A 19,704-nucleotide genomic window follows, 5' to 3' on the forward strand; every position below is an offset into this window, starting at 1 on the left:
ATGGTGAATCGAGGATGACGCGATGAAACTCGTAACCATGCGTCGGGCAGCGACCGCGGCCGCAACCGCGTTGCTGTTCAGCCTCGCTCATGCGACGGCTGCGCGAGAAGCGTTCGGCAGTCCGGGCGTGGCGGCGATGCACGGACCAGCACAGAAGTCCTTTCTCGGCACTGCACTCAGTCCCTCCTCGCAGATCTATTTCACCGGGTATCGTGGAATCGTGTCGGAGGTGTATTACCCGGTGCTGGATACGACGGAGACGGTCGACCTTCAGTTACTCATTGGCGATGCCGCCGGCACCTTCGTCGACGAAGAGAAGCTCGCGCCGTACAGCGCGAAACAGACCGATCCGCGCACGATGAGCTGGCAGGTCACAACGGGCAATGCCAACCACGACTGGCAGGTCCGCAAAACAATCTACACGGATCCCACACGCAATTCGCTGATCGAACGTGTCACCTTAGAGGTACTGAACGGAAAGACACTGGGTGACTTCCGGTTGTATCTGCTGTTCAAGCCGCATCTGGATAACGTCGGCTCAGGCAACACGGCATACGCCGCAGTCAGCACCGATGGCCGGACGATGCTCGTAGCCAGCCGCAACTCCCGCTATGCGGCGCTCGCACCTTCACTACCGTGGACGATGCAGACGGGCACGATGATGGTGTCGAACGGCTTTGTCGGGCGCAGCGATGGCTGGACCGATCTGCTTGGCGGCCCATCGCCCGACAGGAAGATGGACTGGACCTATTCGTCGGCGACAGGCGGCAACGTTGCGCAAATAGGCTGGCTCGACCTTGGCGACGGAGCCAGGACCAGCATCTCGTTCAACATCGTGCTGTCTTTTGATAGCACGTCTGCCAGTAACGCAATGCGGACGGCGGCCGCCACGCTCGACGACAACCTCGACGATCTGCAATCGCAGTACGACGTTGCATGGCATCAGTACACTTCAGGCCTCTCGACACAAAACGGCACGGCTGACAACGAGTACTATCTCGCCGCAATGGTGCTCAAAACGATGCAGGACAAGAGCAACGGCGCGATGATCGCGGGCATCGGCACGCCGTGGGGCGAGACGCAGGGCGACGGAAATCCTGGTGGTTATCATCTCGTGTGGTCGCGGGATCTGTTCAAGTTCGCCAATGCGCTGATCACCGCGGGTGACACCACGACGCCCGTTACCGTCGTCCACTATCTCTTCGATACGCTGCAACAGAAGACGGACTGCGGCGCCGCCGAATACAACGCCGCCGGCTGCCCTCAAGGCTTCAGCCGGATCGGCCGCTTTCCGCAGAATTCGTGGGTCAGCGGCTCGCAGTACTGGCAAGGCACGCAGATGGACGAGCAGGCCATGCCGATCCTGCTCGCGTGGCGTCTCGGTCCGGCCGTCTATAACCAACTGTGGCCTGCCATCCGTTTGACAGCCGATTACATTCTCCACACGGGACCGTGGACGTACCAGGATCGCTGGGAAGAGAATTCGGGCTATTCGCCATCAACGATCGCCGCGGAAATCGCCGGACTGGTGGCCGCGGCGTACATTGCCCAGGAGAACGGCGACAACGCACGCGCCGGCAGTTACCTCGCCGCTGCCGACTACTGGCAGCAGAACGTCACGCACTGGACCTACACAAACACGGGCTTCTACGGCAACGGTCACTATTATGTGCGCATCAATCCGGCCAATATGAGCGGATCGGGAAGCGGTCCCCAGGTATACGAACCCGCCGGCTACCCGGACTTAGGGCAAGCCTTTGTGTTGAGAAATGGTGGGGGCACCCACGACGAGCGCCAGGTGGTTGACGGCGGCTTTCTCGAACTGGTACGCATGGGTGTGAAACGGGCCGACGATCCAACCATCGTCAGTACGCTGGCAGCCTACGACGCAGTGCTCGCGATGACTGAACCGCACGCCAGTCCGGCCTGGTTTCGCTACAACTCCGATGGCTATGGCGAACACAACGACGGCAGCGACTTCGACGGTACGGGTGTCGGGCGCGCGTGGCCCATTTTCACTGCCGAGCGGGGGATGTACAGCATCGCGAAAAGTGGCGTCGGCTCGAGCGGCATGTCATATCTGAATGCCATCCGGACCTACGCAACGCCCGAAGGCTTCATTCCCGAGCAGGTCTGGACCCAGACTGCAACGCTGCCTGGCAACTGGCAGGTTGTCACGCCGCCGGGATTTGCCCCTGGTGCGCCGACAAAATCCATGGCGCCGCTCAACTGGGCGATGGGTGAATACATCAGCCTGCTGGCTTCCATCCAGGCAGGCAAGGTCGTCGACATTCCGTCGATCGTGTGCGCCCGCTACAGCAACTGCGCGGTAGCACCGGCACCCGGCCAGGCTTCGATTTCGATCAGGGTCAACGCGAAAACGCAGCCCGGGCAGTACCTCTACGTCACCGGGAGTGCTGATGCACTAGGCAACTGGAACACCAATCTCGGCTTGCCCGTGGATCCTGCCGCCTACCCGATATGGAGCAATACGCTCAATCTGCCGGCGGCCAGCACCATTCAATACAAGTACTACCGCAAGAACGCCGACGGCAGCGTGACGTGGGAGAACCTGCCGGACGGAGGCAATCGCACGCTGAATACACCATCGTCCGGCAGCGCCGCAGTCAGCGACGCGGTGAGCTGGTAGGCACAGCGCTTGAAGAATAACGCCTGTCTGCCGCCGGACCGCAGTCGCAAGGGACCGCATCGCCTGTCGCCTTTCGAAAGTGACGATGCGGAAGTACCAGGCGGAAATCCGCCCGAGTGGTAGTTCGCATCATCCGAACGGATGTACAGGAGGTAATTATGTTGGCAACCAAAGTTGGTCTCGTCGACACGACGGGTACGGTCGATATGCAAACGATGGCCGCGGTTGCCGCGGCGCTGAATATTCAGGTGACGCGGGATCTGCCGAAATATTGGCCAGTCAGTGCGTCGGTCTCATACCTTACCGACCATAAAACAATCCCGCAGGGCGTGTGGCCCGTGCAGCTCGTTAAAACCCTGCCTCCCGACGAAGGCGGCTTCCATATGACGCGCCATAACCAGCCGTACGCGAAGGTGATCGTTACGCCCGGCAGTGACGAGTGGGCAGTCGATGCGAGTCACGAAACCATTGAAATGCTCATCGACCCGAATGGCAACCGGCTACAGACCTCGAATGCGATAGAGATCGTCGGTGGCAAAATCCAGGATGGGACAGGCCGCTTCGAATATCTGGTCGAAGCCTGCGACCCGTGTGAAGCTGATCCATACACCTATATGATTGATGGAATCGCGGTCTCCGATTTCATTACGCCGCACTTTTACGACCCCGATGCCGCGCCCGATGCGCGCTACAGTTTCACGGGAGCGGTGAAGAGGCCGCGGCAGGTTCTCCCCGGCGGGTACATCAGCTGGGTGGATCCGACGACGAACGAGATGCAGCAGATTCTTTGGGTCGATCCGGATCAACCTCCCGTGCTGCGTAACCTGGGATCCGTCACGGGCGGAAGCCTGCGTCTTTTCATCGAATCGAAGACCTACCACAAGAGTCGCGAGAACCGCGAGCAAATGAAGCCGGAGGCCAGGGCCAAAAGAGCTGCTTATCGGCAAGCACTGGCTGCAGCGGCTGAAGTCCGCGCCCGACACTATAGCTAGTTTCCTACGAGTTTTTTTCTGGTGCACGGATATATGAGGCAGCGAACCCGATCACAACACAGAGGTCCGGGTTCACTGCCGTACGCCCGATGCGAATGCGAGCGCGAGTGCGTTTCCCGGCGAGGATTGAGACCGTCAGTTCGTTGCTGTATTGATACCGTTTGCCAGATCTGCAGGGACGTGAGCACGACGGGAGCGGATTTGCTCGCGAGCAACACGAGTGCGCACCAGCTTTTGCGTGCCCGTAGTGAAAGACAAGTGCCGCATCCCGGTGGATGACCGGTTGCTCGTCACGGGCACACGCGACGGCGGCCTCACGTTCCAGCGTTTCGCGAATGGATTTCGGCCTGCACCGGCGTATGACCTACTATCGGCTCGGCCTGGCTATGCGCCGGCGAAACGGGATCTATGACACGTGATCCTTCGCAGCCGTGCTGTCCTCATGCAATCAGAAAACCTGAAGGCCGCGATCAAAACTATGAGATTTCATAGTCGGCACTCTTCTGCCATAGTTCCTGCATGCAGGTGTGTTGCAGCATCGATGGCTGCGTGAATTGCAACCCGTGAAAACATCAACCATGGACCATCCATTGCGCGCCATGCTGGCGGCAGAATTGCATGCTCGCCCGTTCCTTAAGCTGGCCGAGTCTGTAGCCCTCACGCACTACGCGATTTACGCCGAACACAATCCATCGATACACGAGACGCTGCTACATGCGTTGTGCCGCAACACGGGCATACCGATGCCTGCGGAAGGCGCGACGCATTATTCGGTGCAATCGCCGAGCGGATGGCATCTGAAGTGGGAGCGTCACACCGAATTCTCCACGTTCACTTTCGTCATCCCGCGCAACGACAGCGACTATTTCAACGACAGTGCGATACAGTGCATCCCCGCCGGCTGGTTCACGCAACTCGCCGGAAGCCGGTTCGTCGCGTCCCGCATGGAACTGTTGACGGGAGATAGCGCACGCGCGGCGCGCGATTCGTTGCGTCAATGGATCGACGGGCCGATTCTCGTCGGCAGCAACGTGCTTGGCGGCGGCCAGGTGTTCTGCGACTGGAACGTGAGGCAGGACGGCTTCATGCGTTTTCTCGTCATCGACGAGGGCTTTCGCGAGGAGCAAGGTGGACGGCTGCTGCAGCGGCTCTATGAAATCGAGACGTACCGGATGATGGCACTGCTGGCGCTGCCGATCGCGCGTCGGATGAGCCGTGATCTGGACGAGATCCATGCGTCCCTTCAGTCGCTGATGCAAAGCATGGATGCGCAAGGCGCCGATGGTGACGACTCACAGCTCCTCGTCAAACTCACGCACCTCGCGGTTCGCGTTGAATCGCTGTCGGGATCGGGCGGGCGGTTCAGTGCTTCGCGAGCCTACGAAAGACTGGTGCTGGCGCGCATTCAGGAACTGCGTGAAGAACGCATCGAGGGCATGCCGACCATCCAGGAATTCATGGAACGGCGCTTCGCACCCGCGATGGAAACATGCCGCAGTGTCTGGGCACGCCACGAACAGATCGCGGCCCGCATCGCGCGCGCCGTTGATCTGCTGCGCACGCGCGTCAATCTCGCGCAGGAAAAGGACGTCACCCGGCTGCTAGCCGGCATGGAGCGCACGGCACGCAACCAGCTGCATTTGCAGCATGCCGTCGAAGGGCTATCCGTGGCCGCAATCTCGTACTACGTGCTTTCGTTGGCGGCCGCGGCGTTCAAGGCGTTGCATGTGCTGAGTCTTCCCATCGAGCCCGAGCTGGCCGAAGGCCTCGCGATAGGGCCCGTCGTGCTGGCCGTGATCGCGATCACACGACGGACCCGCAGCCGGTTATTGAAGCGCAATGCGAGCGATGAATCACAGGTCGTCGTCCTCTGAATCAATCGATTTGAAACCACAAGCCCGCGAGCAGGAACATCGATGAATTATCCGGAAAACAGCCACGCGCAGGAACGCATGCATCGCGATGCGAATAAAGCGAACGCAGCATATACGCCGTCGTATCTTTTGGCATTACGGGAGCCGACCGTCTCGCTGGCCGGTAACCCGAACGATCGGCCCGATGTCGCGACGGCTGCGATTCTGGGCTACAACTGACAGCAAGACCCACGCGTTGCCGCGCGTGACCCGCACCGCTGATGTTTTGATGAACGCGAACGGGTCTTCCTGATGGCGTTGTTGACGCAACGCCTGCAACGTCACATCGACGACATAACCGTCTCTCTTGTCGAGATTGTCTGTATCCGATTCACACCGGCGCGTCCAGCAGCGCTTTGGCCTCTTGCCAGTCCGCGGTGTCGAAGCCCTCTGCAAAAGCACCATGGATCGCGGCTAGCGTTTGCCGGGCGGCACCCACGTTGGCCTCGCGCTGGCACAATCGAGCCAGACTCGTCGCCGTACGCAACTCGAGCGACCTGGCGCCTTGCTGACGGGCGATCGCGATGGCGTCCCGGAAACATGCCTGCGCCGCTTCGTGGTCTGCGAGGTAGCGGGATTGCGCGCCTGACCGCTGCGATGCATCGACCACGGTTCCGTCGAGCGTCACTGCGCCGGCCTTCGCGATGACGCTGATGTTGCCGGCGTTGATCTCCTTGTGCGTGACAATCGCGGAGTAGACCTTGCGGCGCAGCGCACGATCGGCTTTCCGGGTATCTTTCGCCGACATGCTGCCCGAGGCAGCGATCGCGGTTCCGTTCGAAGCGGTGCTCGATTCGCTTGCGCCCGCCTGCGCCCAGGCATGAACAGATGCCGAAGCGATCAATACGCCGCCCGCAATCCCGAGCGCCCAGTATGCTTTCATTGCATGCTCTAGTCGTCGTTGTCTGTGTGAGGTGATCAGAAGCCGTGGCGGATACCGATCATCGCCGCCGTGGTTGACCTGCCTTCCGGAACGGGCGCGCCATAGGTGATCGTCTGGCTCATGCTGCCGCGGTTGTTGACGTAGCCAACCTGCGCATAGGCGAGGGTCGCCTTGGACAGGCTGTATTCGGCGCCCAGCGCGAACTCATCCGATTGATTGGACGAGTGGTTACGATCCTTCAGGTAATAGAAGCCCGAGGTAACCTTGAAGGCCGGACTGAACCTGTAACCGAGCCCCCCGGAAATCATCTCGAAGTTGGCCTGGCCGCTGTTCGCGGGGTTCTTGCCGATGCTGTATGACGTCGACACGGAAAAATCGTGGAAAGTGTACTGCGCGCCCAGATACCAGAAGCGGTTGTTGGCCAGGCCCGTCGACGGCGCCGTGACGATTGTCGTAGGGCCCGTCTGCGTAAATGGATTCGTGTCGTGCCCGTTGTAGTAAACAGCCGCCAGGTTCAGGCCATAGTTCGAATACTGCAACACGGCGGACTCGCGCGTGCCGCCCTGGAACTGGCCCGGGACGCCGCCGGGCGAATACTCGAGCGCAAGCGATGCGCCATAGAACTTCGGCGACCGGTAGACGATCGCGTTGTCGTCATACAGCGCGCCGATCGGACCGTTCGTGCTAAGGCCCTGCCAGCCCGCTGCCTGGTTCATGCCGAGCCATGCGGTCAGGATACTGCCGAAGTATTGGGCGTTCCGTACATCGGTGTCCGCCATCGCATAGATCATCGGCACGATCTGCCGGCCCACGTCGATCGTGCCGAACGGGCTCGACACGCCCACCGTCGTCTGCTGGTTGAACATCGCTGTGGCGCCCGGCGTATCAGACAGCCCGGACTTGCCGTTCGAACTGTTGAACGCCCCCTGCAACCTGAAGTTGACCTTGTAGCCACCCCCGATGTCTTCGCTGCCCTTGAGACCCCAGACGCTCGAATAGATTCCGCCGTCCTTGAGTGCGTAGACATGTCCGAGATTCACTTTCGACTGAAAGTTCGCCGCATTCGCGCTCTGGTATAACAATCCGGAATCGATGACGCCATACAGCGTCACCGACGACTGCGCGTATGTGGCGCTTCCCGTTGCAGCCAGCACGGCTGGCGCTAACCACTTCAACTTCATTTTGTCTCCTGTTTAGTATATCTAAGTAGCCGATAGCGACTTCCAGCCAACTCGATACAACGAACCGACGGCCCACACATCAGACCAGCAGATAGTCCCCAAACGCTTCGCGCAGCTGGTTCTTCAGCACTTTGCCGGTGGCGCCCATTGGCATCGCCTCGATGAACACGACGGCGTCCGGCATCCACCACTTCGCGATCTTGCCTTCGAAGTACGCCAGGAGTTCCCCTGTCGTCACCCGTGCATCGGGCCGCTTTACAGCGACAAGCAGCGGCCGCTCGTCCCACTTTGGATGTCTTGCCGCGATACAGGCCGCGCCCGCTATCGCCGGATGTGCGACTGCGATGTTCTCGATGTCAATCGAGCTGATCCATTCGCCGCCGGACTTGATCACATCCTTGCTGCGGTCGGTGATCTGCATGAAGCCGTCTGCGTCGATCGTCGCGATATCGCCGGTCGGAAACCAGCCGTGCGCGTCGGCGTCGATGCGCAGCGGATTGCCGCCCTCGTTGCGGAAGTAGTTGCGCACCACCCACGGCCCGCGCACGAGCAATTCGCCCGAAGTCACGCCGTCCCAAGGCAGTTCCTGCCCGTTCGCGTCGACGACTTTCATGTCGACGCCAAACACCGCGCGCCCCTGCTTCGACTGCACGGCGCAACGCTTCTCCCGGGACATCGTCAGGTGCCTGTATTTCATCGTGCCGATGGTGCCGAGCGGACTTAGTTCGGTCATGCCCCATGCGTGCAGGACCTCCACGCCGTAGCTGTCCTGGAACTTTTGGAGCATCGCGGGTGGACAGGCTGCGCCGCCAATCACGGTGCGCTTCAGGGTCGAGAATGTCCGGCCTTCCCGTTCGAGATGACCCAGCAGGCCCTGCCATACAGTCGGCACGCCGGCGGCGAACGTGACCTGTTCGGCTTCGAGAAGCTCGTACAGCGATCTGCCGTCGAGTCCCGCGCCGGGGAACACCAGCTTCGCTCCGACCATGCACGCGACGTACGGCAGGCCCCACGCATTGACATGGAACATCGGCACGACCGGCAGGACCACATCACGCGCCGAGCAGTTCAGCGCATCCGGCAACGCGGCGGCCCAGGTGTGCAGTAGCGACGAGCGATGCGAGTACAGCACACCCTTCGGGTTGCCCGTCGTACCCGACGTGTAGCACAGCGTACAGGCGGTATCCTCGTCGAAATTCGGCCATGCGTAATTGGACGAACTTCCTTCGATCAGGTCTTCGTAGCACAGCAGGCAGGCAATGCCGGAGTCCTGGGGCATGTGCGCGGAGTCGGTCATGGCGATAAACGCCTTGACTGTCTTGCAGCGGCCGGCGATGGCTTTGACCAGCGGCAGGAACGTCAGATCGAAGAACAGGTACTGGTCCTCCGCATGGTCGACGATGTAGGCGATCTGGTCCGCGTGCAGGCGCGGATTGATCGTGTGCATCACCGCACCCATGCCGGAGATGCCGTAGTACAGCTCCATGTGGCGATAGCCGTTCCACGCCAGCGTGCCGACGCGGTCGGACGGCTGGACGCCCAGATTGGCAAGCGCATTGGCCAGCTGACGCGCGCGGCGATGACAGTCGCGGTACGTATAGCGATGGATGTCACCCTCGACCCTGCGTGACACGATTTCGGTATCGCCGTGATGGCGATCCGCATGCACGATCAGCGAGGAAACCAGCAACTGCTTCTGCAGCATCAAACCATTCATGAGGTCTCCATTCATTTCGGCGGTTCATTCTCTAAAGCGGAGTCGCCGGTCAACGCCACCCGCAACATTCCGCTGCGACGGCACGCGAGCAATGCGGCGACTTCGGCCTTCTGCCCGTCGTTCATCTGATCCCAGAGGCCAATCTCACGGAGCGTTCTCCAGCACCCTTGGCAGAACTGACCATTCGGGTCCATCCTGCAGATATTGATGCAGGGATCGATAACGGGATTGCTCCGATTCATGTGGCACATCCGGTCAGATCACGACGCCGCCGTTCGGGCTGATGATCTGGCCGACCAGATAGTGATCGCCAGCCATGTAGGTCACCATCGAGGCATATTCCTGCATCGTGCCCAGGCGCCCGGCGGGTACCAGTTGCCAGAACTGGTTGCACTTTTCCTCACCCGCGGCCTCGAAGTATTGGTTGAATTCGGGCGTGGCCACCCCACCCGGCGCCATTGCATTGACGAAGATATTGGCGCCCGCCACCTCGGCTGCAACCGACTTCGTGAAAGCAATCACCGCGCCCTTGGTTGCACAATAGTGCGGACTGTGTGCGCTCATCGCCGACATGCCCGCAATCGACGCGATATTGATGATCCTGCCGTCGCGCTGCGGTTGCATCAGCCTGAGCGCTTCGCGTGTGCAATAGAAGAGACCGTGCACATTGACGTCCCAGTAGCGATGCCATTCCTCATCGCTGATGGTGCTGGTAAAGCCTAGCGACTGCCGCAGTACGGGCGTGGTGATATAGGCGTAGTGTTCGTTTCGACGCCCGGTATCGACCGGCGTGTTCGGCACGCGTGCGGCGTTGTTGACAAGAATATGTAGCGTGCCGAAGCACTCCTCGATGGCCGCAAACAGCCGCGCGACTTCGCTGCTCGACGAGACATCGCAGCGGAGCGCGAGACACTGCACGCCGGCTGCTTCCACCGCCGCGCGCGTTGCTTCGAGCGCTGGCATGTCGATATCGCAGATCGCGACGTGTGCGCCCGCGTGGGCCAGGTCGATGGCGATGGCGCCACCCATGCCGCGACCGGCACCCGTAACAAGGGCAATACGCCCCGCCAGATTCTGACGCTGGTTCTGCATTCTCAAGATCTCACAGGCTGAACATTTTCGGTCGCGGGAGCGCGCTGCCTGCCTGAGGCGCGCGCCGCAAGAGCGAACCACAGGGCCGAGCTGATCGCCAGCACATCGCTGAGGAACAGGACGACCGTTAGCGGAGCGGTGCTGCCTGCTCGCTTCAAATGGTCAGCCAGCATGCCGATGACCACCGTGCCAATGGCGAGTGCGAATACATTGATCAGCAACATCGTGAAGCCAGTCACCGTCGAGCGCATCCTTGCCGGCGTCATACCGGTGATGGCCGAAAGGGCCGAGCCATAGACCGCCATCGGCAGGAAGAATCCGGCGCACATGCCGACATAGAACACGGGCGAGCCGACCGGTACGAATCGATATGAGAGGATCAACGGTGCGCAGACCAGGACGAGCAGCGCCATGAAGCTTGCGTGCCCCCCGCGCAGGCGCCTCGCGACGCGATCCCCCACTGCGCCTCCCGCGACCGCGCCAAGCGTGCCGAATACCAGCTGCAACGCCCCGATCCGTGTGGCGATACGGGCCGCGTTCATGCCCCGTTCGTCAACGAGCCACAGTTGCGTGAAGGAGAAGCTGGCAAAAACCAGGTGCACCAGCACGAAACCGACAATCGTGAAACCCAGTGCACGACTACTGCCAGCGGTGCGCAACACGGCGAGTGCCTGCTCGAGGAATGGTGCGCCGCGCTCCTGCGGTGCGAGTACGCTTCGGTTCTCCTTGAGCAGTGCCAGCGGTAGCGCAATCGCAATGCCAATCACGCCCAGCGCATGGAATGTCGACCGCCACCCGAGCGTGGCGCCGAAACTGCCGGCGAGCAGGAAACTGCAGCCGACACCCAGCGGAATGCCCATGAAAAAGAGCCCCATTGCCGTGCCACGCCGCTTGCCGGAGAAGAGTTCAGCCAGCAGGGCCACTGCGGCAGGGACCAGCGCCGCCTCGCCGCTGGCGACGAAGAACCGGGCCACCACCATCTGCTCGAAGCTCTGGGCGTGGCCCGACGCCAGGGTGCAGGCGCTCCAGATCAGCACCCCGGCGGCGATGATCCGGGGACGGCTCAAGCGGTCGGCGAGCGTACCCATGAACATCGCCATCACGCCGAAACTCAGCACCCACACTGCACCCGCGAGAAACCCGTATTGCGTATGGCTGAGCGCCAGATCCCGGATGATCTGCGGCGAAAACCCGAGCAGCATGTTGCGGTCGGTGTGCGCCAGCAGGTGAATCACCAGCAGGGATGCCAGGACGGCAGCGGGACTCTTCTTCCAGAACATCATCTGTCTCCATGCCTGAAGGGTTGGACTGCATGCGAGGTGCAACGCAATATGCTGCCGCGCTGCACCTCGTCATGCCGGTCAGGCGACCTTGCGTGCCGGCACGCCGCGCTGGTCGGTTGGCCGGTTCGGTACCATCCGCAGCTTGTCCAGCGTCTCTTCAACCGACTTCCATTGGGTACCGATCTGGTAGATGCCGCGTGCCTCCTCCACACTGGCGACGTCGCGATTGAGCTCGCGCGCAATGCGCACCATCTGCTCGATCTGCTGCACGGAGGTCGCACGTTTGCCGTCCGGGCCGAGCAGCGTATCCTCGATGCCGACGCGCACATGGAGGCCGAGCGCGATGGCCATCGTGTTCATCGGCACGACATTGCGGCCCAGCGTTTCGATCGTGAGCACGGCACCATCCGGCGTGCGGCGCGCGAACTCCAGCATGTCGGCCGGATGCAGCCCTGCCGCGCCACCACCGATGGCCACGTAATTGAGGTTTAGCGGACCGGTATAGACGCCCTTGCGGATCAGGCGCTCGAGCGTCTCGAGCTGCGTGAGATTGCCCAGCATGAACTGTGGCTGGATGCCGGCCGCAAAGAGCCGCCTGATGTGCTCGACATGCCACGATGGATTGGACGGCGAGATCATGTCGCGGTAAGCCGCCTGCAGCGCGGGGTTCATGAACGAGGTGCCGGCGATGTCGGCCTCTGTCAGCAACTCCATGACGTTCATCTGGCCCGTGTTGATCGCGACGGTCACCTGGTCGGGACGCGGGCTCAGCTCCGCGAGCATGTGGCGCGTATCGTCGTTCGCCCACCTGGCCATCTCGCCGTCGCTTTCCGGCGCGAATGAGATCGAGCCGCCGACCTGCAGGATCATCTTCGGCACCGCTTCGCGCAGAAGCGCGAGCATCTCGTTGAACTTCGACAGGCGCTTGCTGCCCTTACCGTCCTCTTCGCGCACGTGCACGTGCAGCACCGTTGCACCCGCGTTGTAGCAGTCGACGGCTTTCTGCACCTGCTCGTCCATCGTGACCGGGATATCGTCCGAATCGCCCGGGATCCATTGCGGTCCGTAAGGCGCGACCTGAATCACGAGTTTTTCCTGATTTTCAGGCAGCAGCGAATCGTCCATGAAATGCATGATGTGTATTCCTCATTGAGAATGGGTAGGTGTTGGGTGGCGTCAGGCAGCTGTCCGCGCGCCGGTGCTCTTCTGCTCAAACGCTGCCAGTTCCTCCAGCAGGATCGGCGCGCCGAGACTGGACGAATGAATGCCGAGGACGCTTACGGCCTGCAGAACCGCAGCGATCTCGTCCTTTGTGGCGCCCAGTTCGAGCGCCTTGCGGATATGCCGGCGCGCGCCCGGCGCATACATGTGCGTGCAGGACGAATCGACCGCGATGGCAAGAAACTCCAGCACCTTGGGCTCAAGCACACCGGACATCACGGTGTGTGCGCCCATCGTCATGAATTTCTCGGCCCAGACGGGATCGAGTTCGGCAATGGCATCCCACGCAGGATTCCAGTTGCCCGTTGCGCGCAGTTGATCGCACACTGACGTGGCGCTGCCGTTCGTCTCATTGCTCATTGCCTGTGTCCTCTGCATTTCTGAAAGAGTCGGTACATTGCTTGGTGGTGTGTCCACGGGGACAAGTATCGGGTTTCGGCAAAGAGACGTTTGACGGATTGGGACGAAGAATTTACATTTTGGGACACCACGGGAAAACGATATGTCCTATCTGCTTCGCAGTGCAGCCCTCACCAATTTCGTCGAGGTGGCCCGACTGGTCGGCCTCGATCCCTATCAGCAGTTGAGCGACGCGGGAATTGAGCGGTCCGTGCTGCTCGATCCCGACCTCATGATTCCGGCCGAGGCGGTAGCGCGACTGCTGGAGACATCGGCTCGGACCGCCGCCGTCGAGGACCTGGGGCTGCGCATGGCCGAGACCCGCCATATCTCGAACCTCGGCGCGCTCGGTTTTGTGATGCGCGAACAGCCGACGCTACGAAAGGCGCTGGAATCCGCGGCGCACTACCTGCGGTTGCAGAACGAGGCCGTGGTGATGCGCATCGAGGAATCGGAGGGACTGGTGGTCATCCGCGAGGACATCGTGGGCGTACCCGGTTCGATGCGTCAGGCAACGGAGCTGGTACTGGGGGTCCTGTACCGCGTACTGGACATGGTGCTGGGCGCCGCCTGGAAACCGCGCGCCGTCTGTTTCACGCATCATGCTCCAGCCCGCACCACGATCCACGCGCGCGTATTTGGCGTAACCGTCGAATTCAACCAGGACTTCGACGGCATTGTGTGTCTCGCGTCCGATCTTGATGCCGCGATTCCCGCCTACGATCCCGTCATGGCGCAGCAGGTGCGCCGCTACCTCGATTCGATGCTGCTGCAGTCCAGCGCGACGATGCCCGAGAAGATCAGGAAGCTGATCGTTGCACTGCTGCCGTCAGGCGCCTGTTCGGTCGATCGGATCGGGCAGCATCTGGGCATGGATCGCAGGACCGTGCATCGCCATCTCGCACAGCACGGCGCGAACTATCTGTCGATTGTCGATTCGGTGCGGGTAGAGATGGTGATGCGGTATCTCGGTAGCGGCAACAGGCCGCTGTCTGAAGTCGCCTCGCTATTCGGCTTTTCATCGTTGAGTGCGTTTTCCCGCTGGTTCAGCGGCCGCTTCGGCTGCAGCGTGTCTGCGTGGCGCCGGGAAAACAGGCAACGCGCTATTGGCGCTGACGAAGACGGCGACCGTTAGAACACGAATGCCGGCTCGTCACGCTTTGCCGCCAGTCACAACAACCATTCGATGGGAAGAATCGAGAAAAACCAGATGCCGAGCCGGGCAGCCCACGTCGAATTCGGTTCCCTGTCATAGCGCACCAGCACGTCCCCGTTTCGTCTGATCCAGTACACGTTGCCGTCCTGGTCCAGGTTGACACGATATGCAAGTTGCGGCGCGAGTGAATGGAATACGGCTTCAATGCGGCTTGCCAGCCCAGGGCTTTCAATCAAGAGACCCATTTCCGTATTGAGGTTCGCCGAGCGTGGATCGAAATTGAGTGATCCGACGAACACACGCTCGGCGTCCACCGCGAAGGTCTTCGCATGCAAGCTCGATCCCCCGCTGCCGGCATTATCCGCGCCGTGGTGTCTGGCAGAAGTATCCGGAAAGCGTGCCAGTTCGAAGAGTTCGACACCGCCCGACAGGAGTTCGACCCGCCTTCTCGCATAACCGGAGTGAACCAGCGCGATATCCGTGGCCTCCAGTGAATTGGTCAGCACGCGCACCGCGACGCCTCGACCGGCCAACTCCGTAAAGTAGTGCGTTCCCGCTTCGGCAGGCACGAAATACGGGGAGACAAGGTCGAGTTCGCGCGTCGGCACGCCTAATATCTCCTGCAGCTGACGCGTCACGAGTGTGTCCGGTGACGCGCTGTTCAAGGCCTTGGCGGGATCATCGCTGACGAGGCGGGTCCTGGCCCATTCAAGTTTCAGCGCCCCCTGAAGCAGTCGGCGCACATCGGTCGTCTCCCGCAGCGCGGCCGTATATGCGGTGGCCGCCGGATCACTTTGTACCGCGAGAGCCTTGCGATCCAGCGCTTCCAGTTGATCGCGCGGCGCGGTCGCAAGGATCTGCCCGACGGGATAAGACGAGGCGCTCGCCCAGTAACGGTCGAAATCCGAAGCAGCGTCCGTCGCAGCGGGACCGACGGCGAGGACATCGAGATCGGCGAAAACCATACCGTCGGTCGCTCCGAAGTATTCGTCTCCAATATTCCGGCCACCGACGATCGTTGCGACAGCGTCAGCGGTAAAGGACTTGTTGTGCATGCGACGGTTCAGACGCGAAAAATCGGCGAGAAAGCCAATGAACTTTGGCCTGCGGATTTTGAATGGATTGAACAGGCGCACTTCGATATTCGGATGAGCGCCAAGCGCTGCCAGCGTGTCATCGAGATCCGAAGGGATGCCGTTGTCGTCGAGCAGCAGGCGCACACGGACGCCCCGGTCGGCCGCTTCGCGAAGCTCTTCCAGCAGCAGCGTGCCCGTCAGGTCATCGCGCCAGATGTAGTATTGAACGTCGAGCGAGCGCTGCGCCGAGCGGGCGAGATCCATCCTTGCTGCGAATGCATCGAGAGGATCGACGAGCGGATCAATGCCGGTAAGGCCGGGGTGTTTTTCCAGTTCAGGTGCAACCACGCGACCCAGATGAGTAGCCCGTGCCTGCTTAGGCGTCACCGCGGCTGATTGCGTGCGGTTCGCTGGTGGCGGGATGGCGCAACCTGCGAGCATCGTCGCCGATAACAGAATCAACGCCAAGATCGGGCGTTTGTATGAGACGACCGCTCCCGGGAAAATTGTGTACTGGCGCATTGTGGCCGGAGGCCGTTGACATGAAACGCCCGCAGACGTGCTCTCAACCAGATGGATCGGTCGCAAACAGATCAAGATAGGATCAGGTCTCTTAAGTGCCGTTGGGCCGGTTCATTGACACGTATTGGTTCTGAAAAGAATAATCAACTGGACCATTCTCAGTGAGAAGATCATGTAAATGATCGTGAGCGCCGTCTGCAATGCGAAATGCCACTTCAGTCTGGACAACTGCCTAAGCCCGGCCAGCAGGTTGAGAACGATGAGTGCGCATCCGATACCGGCTACGACGTAGCCGGCGAAGCGCGGATTCGACAATCCTGGCAAGTCGATAACATCGAAGCGCTTTATCGTCTCGAAACCCGCCGCGACCAGGACCGTCGCAATGACCAGGTTCCGGACATGCTCAAATGCGGCTTTCAGTCCGCCTCGATCGAAAAGTGCCTGCGTGACCGGCTGTGTGAAACCTCGCATGGAGTCGCTCCTCAATATGGCTTCGGCGCTTTCGGTCATCAGGGCATCATGTCGGGCGTAATCGACGCAGATTGACAAAAGCGGCTACCCATGCGCAACCACAGGCATGTTATGGCCAAGCCGCCCCCCGGAAAGCCATACTATGCGGGTGACGGCAAGACGGCGGGCATTACCGTGTTGCAGTGGACAGCTGTCGCGGGAGCCGTCGTTCCTTGGAGGTCTGCCTGCGTCCAGCAATGTGGATTGCTCTTCCAATCGGCGGGCTGTAGCGGCCGCATTGCATCGCGCACAGCATCCGGATTTCCGCCTGTGAGACGGGTCGGCGGAACTGCCATCAACTTCGGCAGGTAGAAGCGAACGTTTATGTATTGCAACCGACTGAATCGGTTTGCCCTTCAGTTACTGCGGCTGCAAAGGTGCCTCAGGCGGACGTCTCCAGCCGCCTTGGCGCAACTCCCATCCGCCCGGAACTTTTACCCATCGTGCCTGCTGATATTCATAACCTGGGCGTGCAAGTACCCAGCGTCCTTTTTGCCACGCGTAGTGTTTGCCGCGGAACGTCCAGTAGCCCTCTACCCATACGTAGCCTCGGCGTGGCTTCGGCGCGCGTTCGTGGCGTGCCAGCGGCGGAGCCTGTTCCACGACAATCAGGGATTTGTCGGCTGCGTTGGCGCTAGCAGGAAGCAGCGCGCCGGCCAGTAGCAATCCCAGCGATGCCGCAAGAATGATCTTTGTCATGGAGAAGTCTGGTTACGTTGTATCGGAACCGGGTCAATTTCAAATATGGTTCAGGGTTCGACGGCGCGGCCATCAAGCGAAACTTTTGTGGCTCGCCTGGGCACGAACCTGAGCAACAGATAGCCAGTAACGCCCGAAAGCACCGATCCGGTAATCACGCCCAACCGGATGGGCGTGAAGTATTCCTGTCCTTCGAACGCCAGGGATCCGATGAACAAGCTCATGGTAAAGCCAATGCCGCACAGTGCAGCGACACCTGCCAGTTGCGACCAGCTGACGCCAGCAGGAAGTTTGGACAGCCCCAGCCCGATCAGCACAGCGCTCGCTCCGAAAACCCCGACAAGCTTTCCTACGAAAAGGCCGGCGGCGATGCCGAGCGGGAGAGGATCTGCGAGCGCCGCTATGGTTATTCCGGTAAATGAAACTCCCGCGTTCGCAAACGCGAAAACTGGCAACACCCCCAAAGCCACCCACGGATGGAGGTGATGCTCAAGCCAGTGCAGGGGAACATGGCCTTCGGCATCCTTTGCTTTAAGTGGCACGGCGAAAGCAGTCACAACCCCCGCGAGGGTCGCGTGAACGCCGGACTTCAGAACAAATACCCACAGAATTACGCCGACAATCACGTAAGGCGCAATCCGCGTAACGTTGAAGAAGTTGAAGGCAAACAGTAACGCAATGGCAACGACCGCTAAAATCAGCATCGGGAACGACAGGTCGGCGGTATAAAACAGCGCAATAATGATGATTGCGCCCAGATCGTCAGCAATCGCGACGGCCGTCAGGAATATTTTGAGCGCCCCTGGCACCCGGTCGCCGAGAAGCGAGAGAATGCCGAGCGCAAACGCGATGTCAGTGGCCGTCGGAATCGCCCAGCCATTCATCGCCACGCCGCTCTCACGGTTAATGACGAAGAAGACAAGCGCGGGCAAAAGCATCCCTCCCGAACCTGCGACGACGGGCAGCACGACTTGCGCGGGACTGGACAGTTCGCCTTCGACCACTTCGCGCTTGACCTCCAGCCCGATCAAAAAAAAGAAGATCGCCATCAGTCCATCGTTGATCCACAGTAAAAGCGGTTTTCCGAGACTGAGCGACCCGACCCGAACTTCCACGGGAATCGTTAGCAGTTCGTTGTAAGCGACGCGAAGTGGTGAGTTGCTGCAGATCAACGCAAGCGCAGCCGTTGCTGCAAGTATCAGCCCGCCCGCCGACTCCAGTTTAAGGAAGTTGGAAATTCCCTCGTTCGTCTTGCGAAGCGTGTTGCCGATCACGATGTTGGCTCCGTAAATTACGCAAGCGCGCAGGCGAGACCTGGCAGAGGCACAGTTTGCGGCAAGGCCTCGCCACTCAGAAACGTGACGCTCAATCGAAGACCCTACTCAATTTAGTCACGCATGCTGGCAGAAACAAGAAGGGCTTGTCTGACGCGTTCCAGCCATCGAATGACGCGCACTCTCTAGCTAAGTAATACTTCCCTTCAAAGTGCTCGAAGAACCGTGCGTAGAGGGATAGGTCGGGAAGCGCTATCACTGAAGACGCGAGAGGTAGTTACAACGTCGCGTCGGTTTTCAGAAGAAAAACAGACTTTGGAACAGGCGACGCGTCCCGCTTCTCAATGACGCCTTCTGGGCCGAATCCAGAACTTCCTGCGCCGGATATTTCCAGAGAGCCAGATAAATGAACGGCCCTTCGAGAACTTCCTATGACGCTGATTGCAGTGTCGTAACAACTCACTGACAATGATGCAGGCGTGCTATTACGCAGATGTCTCAAAGCGGATCACGCTGCGGCCCACAGGTCGGGCCTGCGATCGTCAACCGAAACATTGCGATTGCGGCGCCGTTCACGATGAGCGCGCGCTCCATGGATCGGCCGGCAAACTCCACCTGCCCAATGCCTTGCCGGAGGCCGCCACAAACGCTCCCCGATGCCTCGTTGGTGCAGAATCGGCGCAAAGGCCACAACGACACGACCTGAATACGATGGACGACCCAGAATCGCTTTCCTTGGCACTGCCCGACGGCACTAAGGTCTCTGCGCTCCTCCGAGTGCCGGAGGACGCGCGAGCCCTGTATGTCTTCGCGCACGGTGCCGGGGCGGGCATGCAGCACGCCGGCATGTCGTCATTGGCCGACGCGCTTGCGGCGGCGAATGTCGCCACATTGCGCTACCAGTTTCCGTACATGGAGCGGGGCTCCAAGCGGGTGGACTCGCCGGCCGTGGCGCATGCTGCCGTGCAGGCAGCCGTCGCAGAGGCCCGCCGGCGGCTGCCAGCCCTGCCGCTCTTCGCCGGCGGCAGGTCGTACGGCGGCCGCATGACGTCCCAGGCCCAAGCCATCTCCCCACTCGACGGTGTGCGTGGCCTCGCTTTCGTCGCGTTCCCGCTGCACCCGGCGGGCGCGCCCGG

The 19,704-nt window shown here is 60.8% G+C and carries 18 protein-coding genes and 1 pseudogene; 7 read left to right on the plus strand and 12 right to left on the minus strand.

All coding sequences use genetic code 11. The features are described from left to right. Positions 1 to 22: 22 nt before the first annotated feature. The 5 genes and pseudogenes from BMW76_RS33560 (at position 23) to BMW76_RS41420 (ending at position 5,735) form a co-directional block, all read left to right on the plus strand. On the plus strand, positions 23 to 2,650 hold the full coding sequence (locus BMW76_RS33560) for a glycoside hydrolase family 15 protein (protein WP_177200567.1): 2,628 nt from the start codon (positions 23 to 25) through the stop codon (positions 2,648 to 2,650). A 158-nt stretch (positions 2,651 to 2,808) separates the two neighbouring features. Then, complete coding sequence (locus BMW76_RS33565) at positions 2,809 to 3,642, plus strand: hypothetical protein (protein WP_090873101.1); 834 nt, start codon at positions 2,809 to 2,811, stop codon at positions 3,640 to 3,642. A 226-nt stretch (positions 3,643 to 3,868) separates the two neighbouring features. Then, positions 3,869 to 4,012: pseudogene (locus BMW76_RS42170) on the plus strand (exo-alpha-sialidase); the annotation flags it as partial. Positions 4,013 to 4,220: 208 nt separating this feature from the next. Next, on the plus strand, positions 4,221 to 5,516 hold the full coding sequence (locus tag BMW76_RS33570) for a DUF3422 family protein (protein ID WP_090873103.1): 1,296 nt from the start codon (positions 4,221 to 4,223) through the stop codon (positions 5,514 to 5,516). A 42-nt stretch (positions 5,517 to 5,558) separates the two neighbouring features. Then, positions 5,559 to 5,735 (plus strand): hypothetical protein, encoded by a 177-nt coding sequence (locus BMW76_RS41420; protein WP_177200568.1) that lies wholly within the window; start codon positions 5,559 to 5,561, stop codon positions 5,733 to 5,735. A gap of 151 nt (positions 5,736 to 5,886) precedes the next feature. Here BMW76_RS41420 and BMW76_RS42670 read toward each other — a convergent pair whose 3' ends face one another. The 8 genes from BMW76_RS42670 to BMW76_RS33610 form a co-directional block, all read right to left on the minus strand. Further along, positions 5,887 to 6,438 carry a BON domain-containing protein gene (locus tag BMW76_RS42670; protein ID WP_090873104.1) on the minus strand — a complete coding sequence of 184 codons (552 nt, stop codon included), beginning with the start codon at positions 6,436 to 6,438 and terminating at the stop codon, positions 5,887 to 5,889. Between the two features lie 35 nt (positions 6,439 to 6,473). Continuing rightward, entirely contained in the window at positions 6,474 to 7,619 is a 1,146-nt protein-coding gene (locus tag BMW76_RS33580; RefSeq protein ID WP_090873106.1) for a porin, read from the minus strand. 79 nt (positions 7,620 to 7,698) lie between these two features. Then, on the minus strand, positions 7,699 to 9,336 hold the full coding sequence (locus tag BMW76_RS33585; RefSeq protein WP_090873108.1) for a 3-(methylthio)propionyl-CoA ligase: 1,638 nt from the start codon (positions 9,334 to 9,336) through the stop codon (positions 7,699 to 7,701). Positions 9,337 to 9,347: 11 nt separating this feature from the next. Continuing rightward, positions 9,348 to 9,578 (minus strand): DUF1289 domain-containing protein, encoded by a 231-nt coding sequence (locus BMW76_RS33590; RefSeq protein ID WP_090873109.1) that lies wholly within the window; start codon positions 9,576 to 9,578, stop codon positions 9,348 to 9,350. Positions 9,579 to 9,591: 13 nt separating this feature from the next. Further along, positions 9,592 to 10,428 carry an SDR family NAD(P)-dependent oxidoreductase gene (locus BMW76_RS33595; protein ID WP_090873117.1) on the minus strand — a complete coding sequence of 279 codons (837 nt, stop codon included), beginning with the start codon at positions 10,426 to 10,428 and terminating at the stop codon, positions 9,592 to 9,594. A gap of 2 nt (positions 10,429 to 10,430) precedes the next feature. After that, positions 10,431 to 11,711: an MFS transporter gene (locus BMW76_RS33600; RefSeq protein ID WP_245763491.1), complete on the minus strand. Its 1,281-nt coding sequence runs from the start codon at positions 11,709 to 11,711 to the stop codon at positions 10,431 to 10,433. Positions 11,712 to 11,789: 78 nt separating this feature from the next. Continuing rightward, positions 11,790 to 12,845: a BKACE family enzyme gene (locus BMW76_RS33605; protein ID WP_090873119.1), complete on the minus strand. Its 1,056-nt coding sequence runs from the start codon at positions 12,843 to 12,845 to the stop codon at positions 11,790 to 11,792. Positions 12,846 to 12,887: 42 nt separating this feature from the next. After that, a complete protein-coding gene (locus BMW76_RS33610; protein WP_090873121.1) occupies positions 12,888 to 13,292 on the minus strand; it encodes a carboxymuconolactone decarboxylase family protein in 405 nt (134 codons plus the stop codon). A gap of 142 nt (positions 13,293 to 13,434) precedes the next feature. Between BMW76_RS33610 and BMW76_RS33615 the strand changes: the two genes are divergently transcribed. After that, entirely contained in the window at positions 13,435 to 14,466 is a 1,032-nt protein-coding gene (locus tag BMW76_RS33615) for an AraC family transcriptional regulator (RefSeq protein WP_090873123.1), read from the plus strand. Between the two features lie 35 nt (positions 14,467 to 14,501). On the opposite strand, the gene BMW76_RS33620 is transcribed toward BMW76_RS33615, so the two are convergent. The 4 genes from BMW76_RS33620 to nhaA all read right to left on the minus strand — a co-directional run bounded on the left by BMW76_RS33620 (position 14,502) and on the right by nhaA (position 18,571). Further along, the gene (locus tag BMW76_RS33620) at positions 14,502 to 16,004 is read right to left on the minus strand and encodes a phospholipase D family protein (RefSeq protein ID WP_245763494.1); all 1,503 of its coding nucleotides are present in this window, start codon (positions 16,002 to 16,004) and stop codon (positions 14,502 to 14,504) included. A 192-nt stretch (positions 16,005 to 16,196) separates the two neighbouring features. Continuing rightward, positions 16,197 to 16,595: a hypothetical protein gene (locus BMW76_RS33625; protein WP_090873127.1), complete on the minus strand. Its 399-nt coding sequence runs from the start codon at positions 16,593 to 16,595 to the stop codon at positions 16,197 to 16,199. Positions 16,596 to 16,955: 360 nt separating this feature from the next. Next, positions 16,956 to 17,294 carry a YXWGXW repeat-containing protein gene (locus BMW76_RS33630; RefSeq protein WP_090873129.1) on the minus strand — a complete coding sequence of 113 codons (339 nt, stop codon included), beginning with the start codon at positions 17,292 to 17,294 and terminating at the stop codon, positions 16,956 to 16,958. A gap of 50 nt (positions 17,295 to 17,344) precedes the next feature. After that, positions 17,345 to 18,571: a Na+/H+ antiporter NhaA gene (gene nhaA, locus BMW76_RS33635; protein ID WP_090873132.1), complete on the minus strand. Its 1,227-nt coding sequence runs from the start codon at positions 18,569 to 18,571 to the stop codon at positions 17,345 to 17,347. Positions 18,572 to 19,279: 708 nt separating this feature from the next. Here nhaA and BMW76_RS33640 point away from each other — a divergent pair. Further along, positions 19,280 to 19,704: alpha/beta family hydrolase (locus BMW76_RS33640; RefSeq protein ID WP_322789323.1), on the plus strand; the 425-nt coding region annotated here is incomplete at its 3' end.

The organism is Paraburkholderia diazotrophica (assembly GCF_900108945.1).
In the GTDB taxonomy this organism is placed as follows: Bacteria; Pseudomonadota; Gammaproteobacteria; order Burkholderiales; family Burkholderiaceae; genus Paraburkholderia; species Paraburkholderia diazotrophica.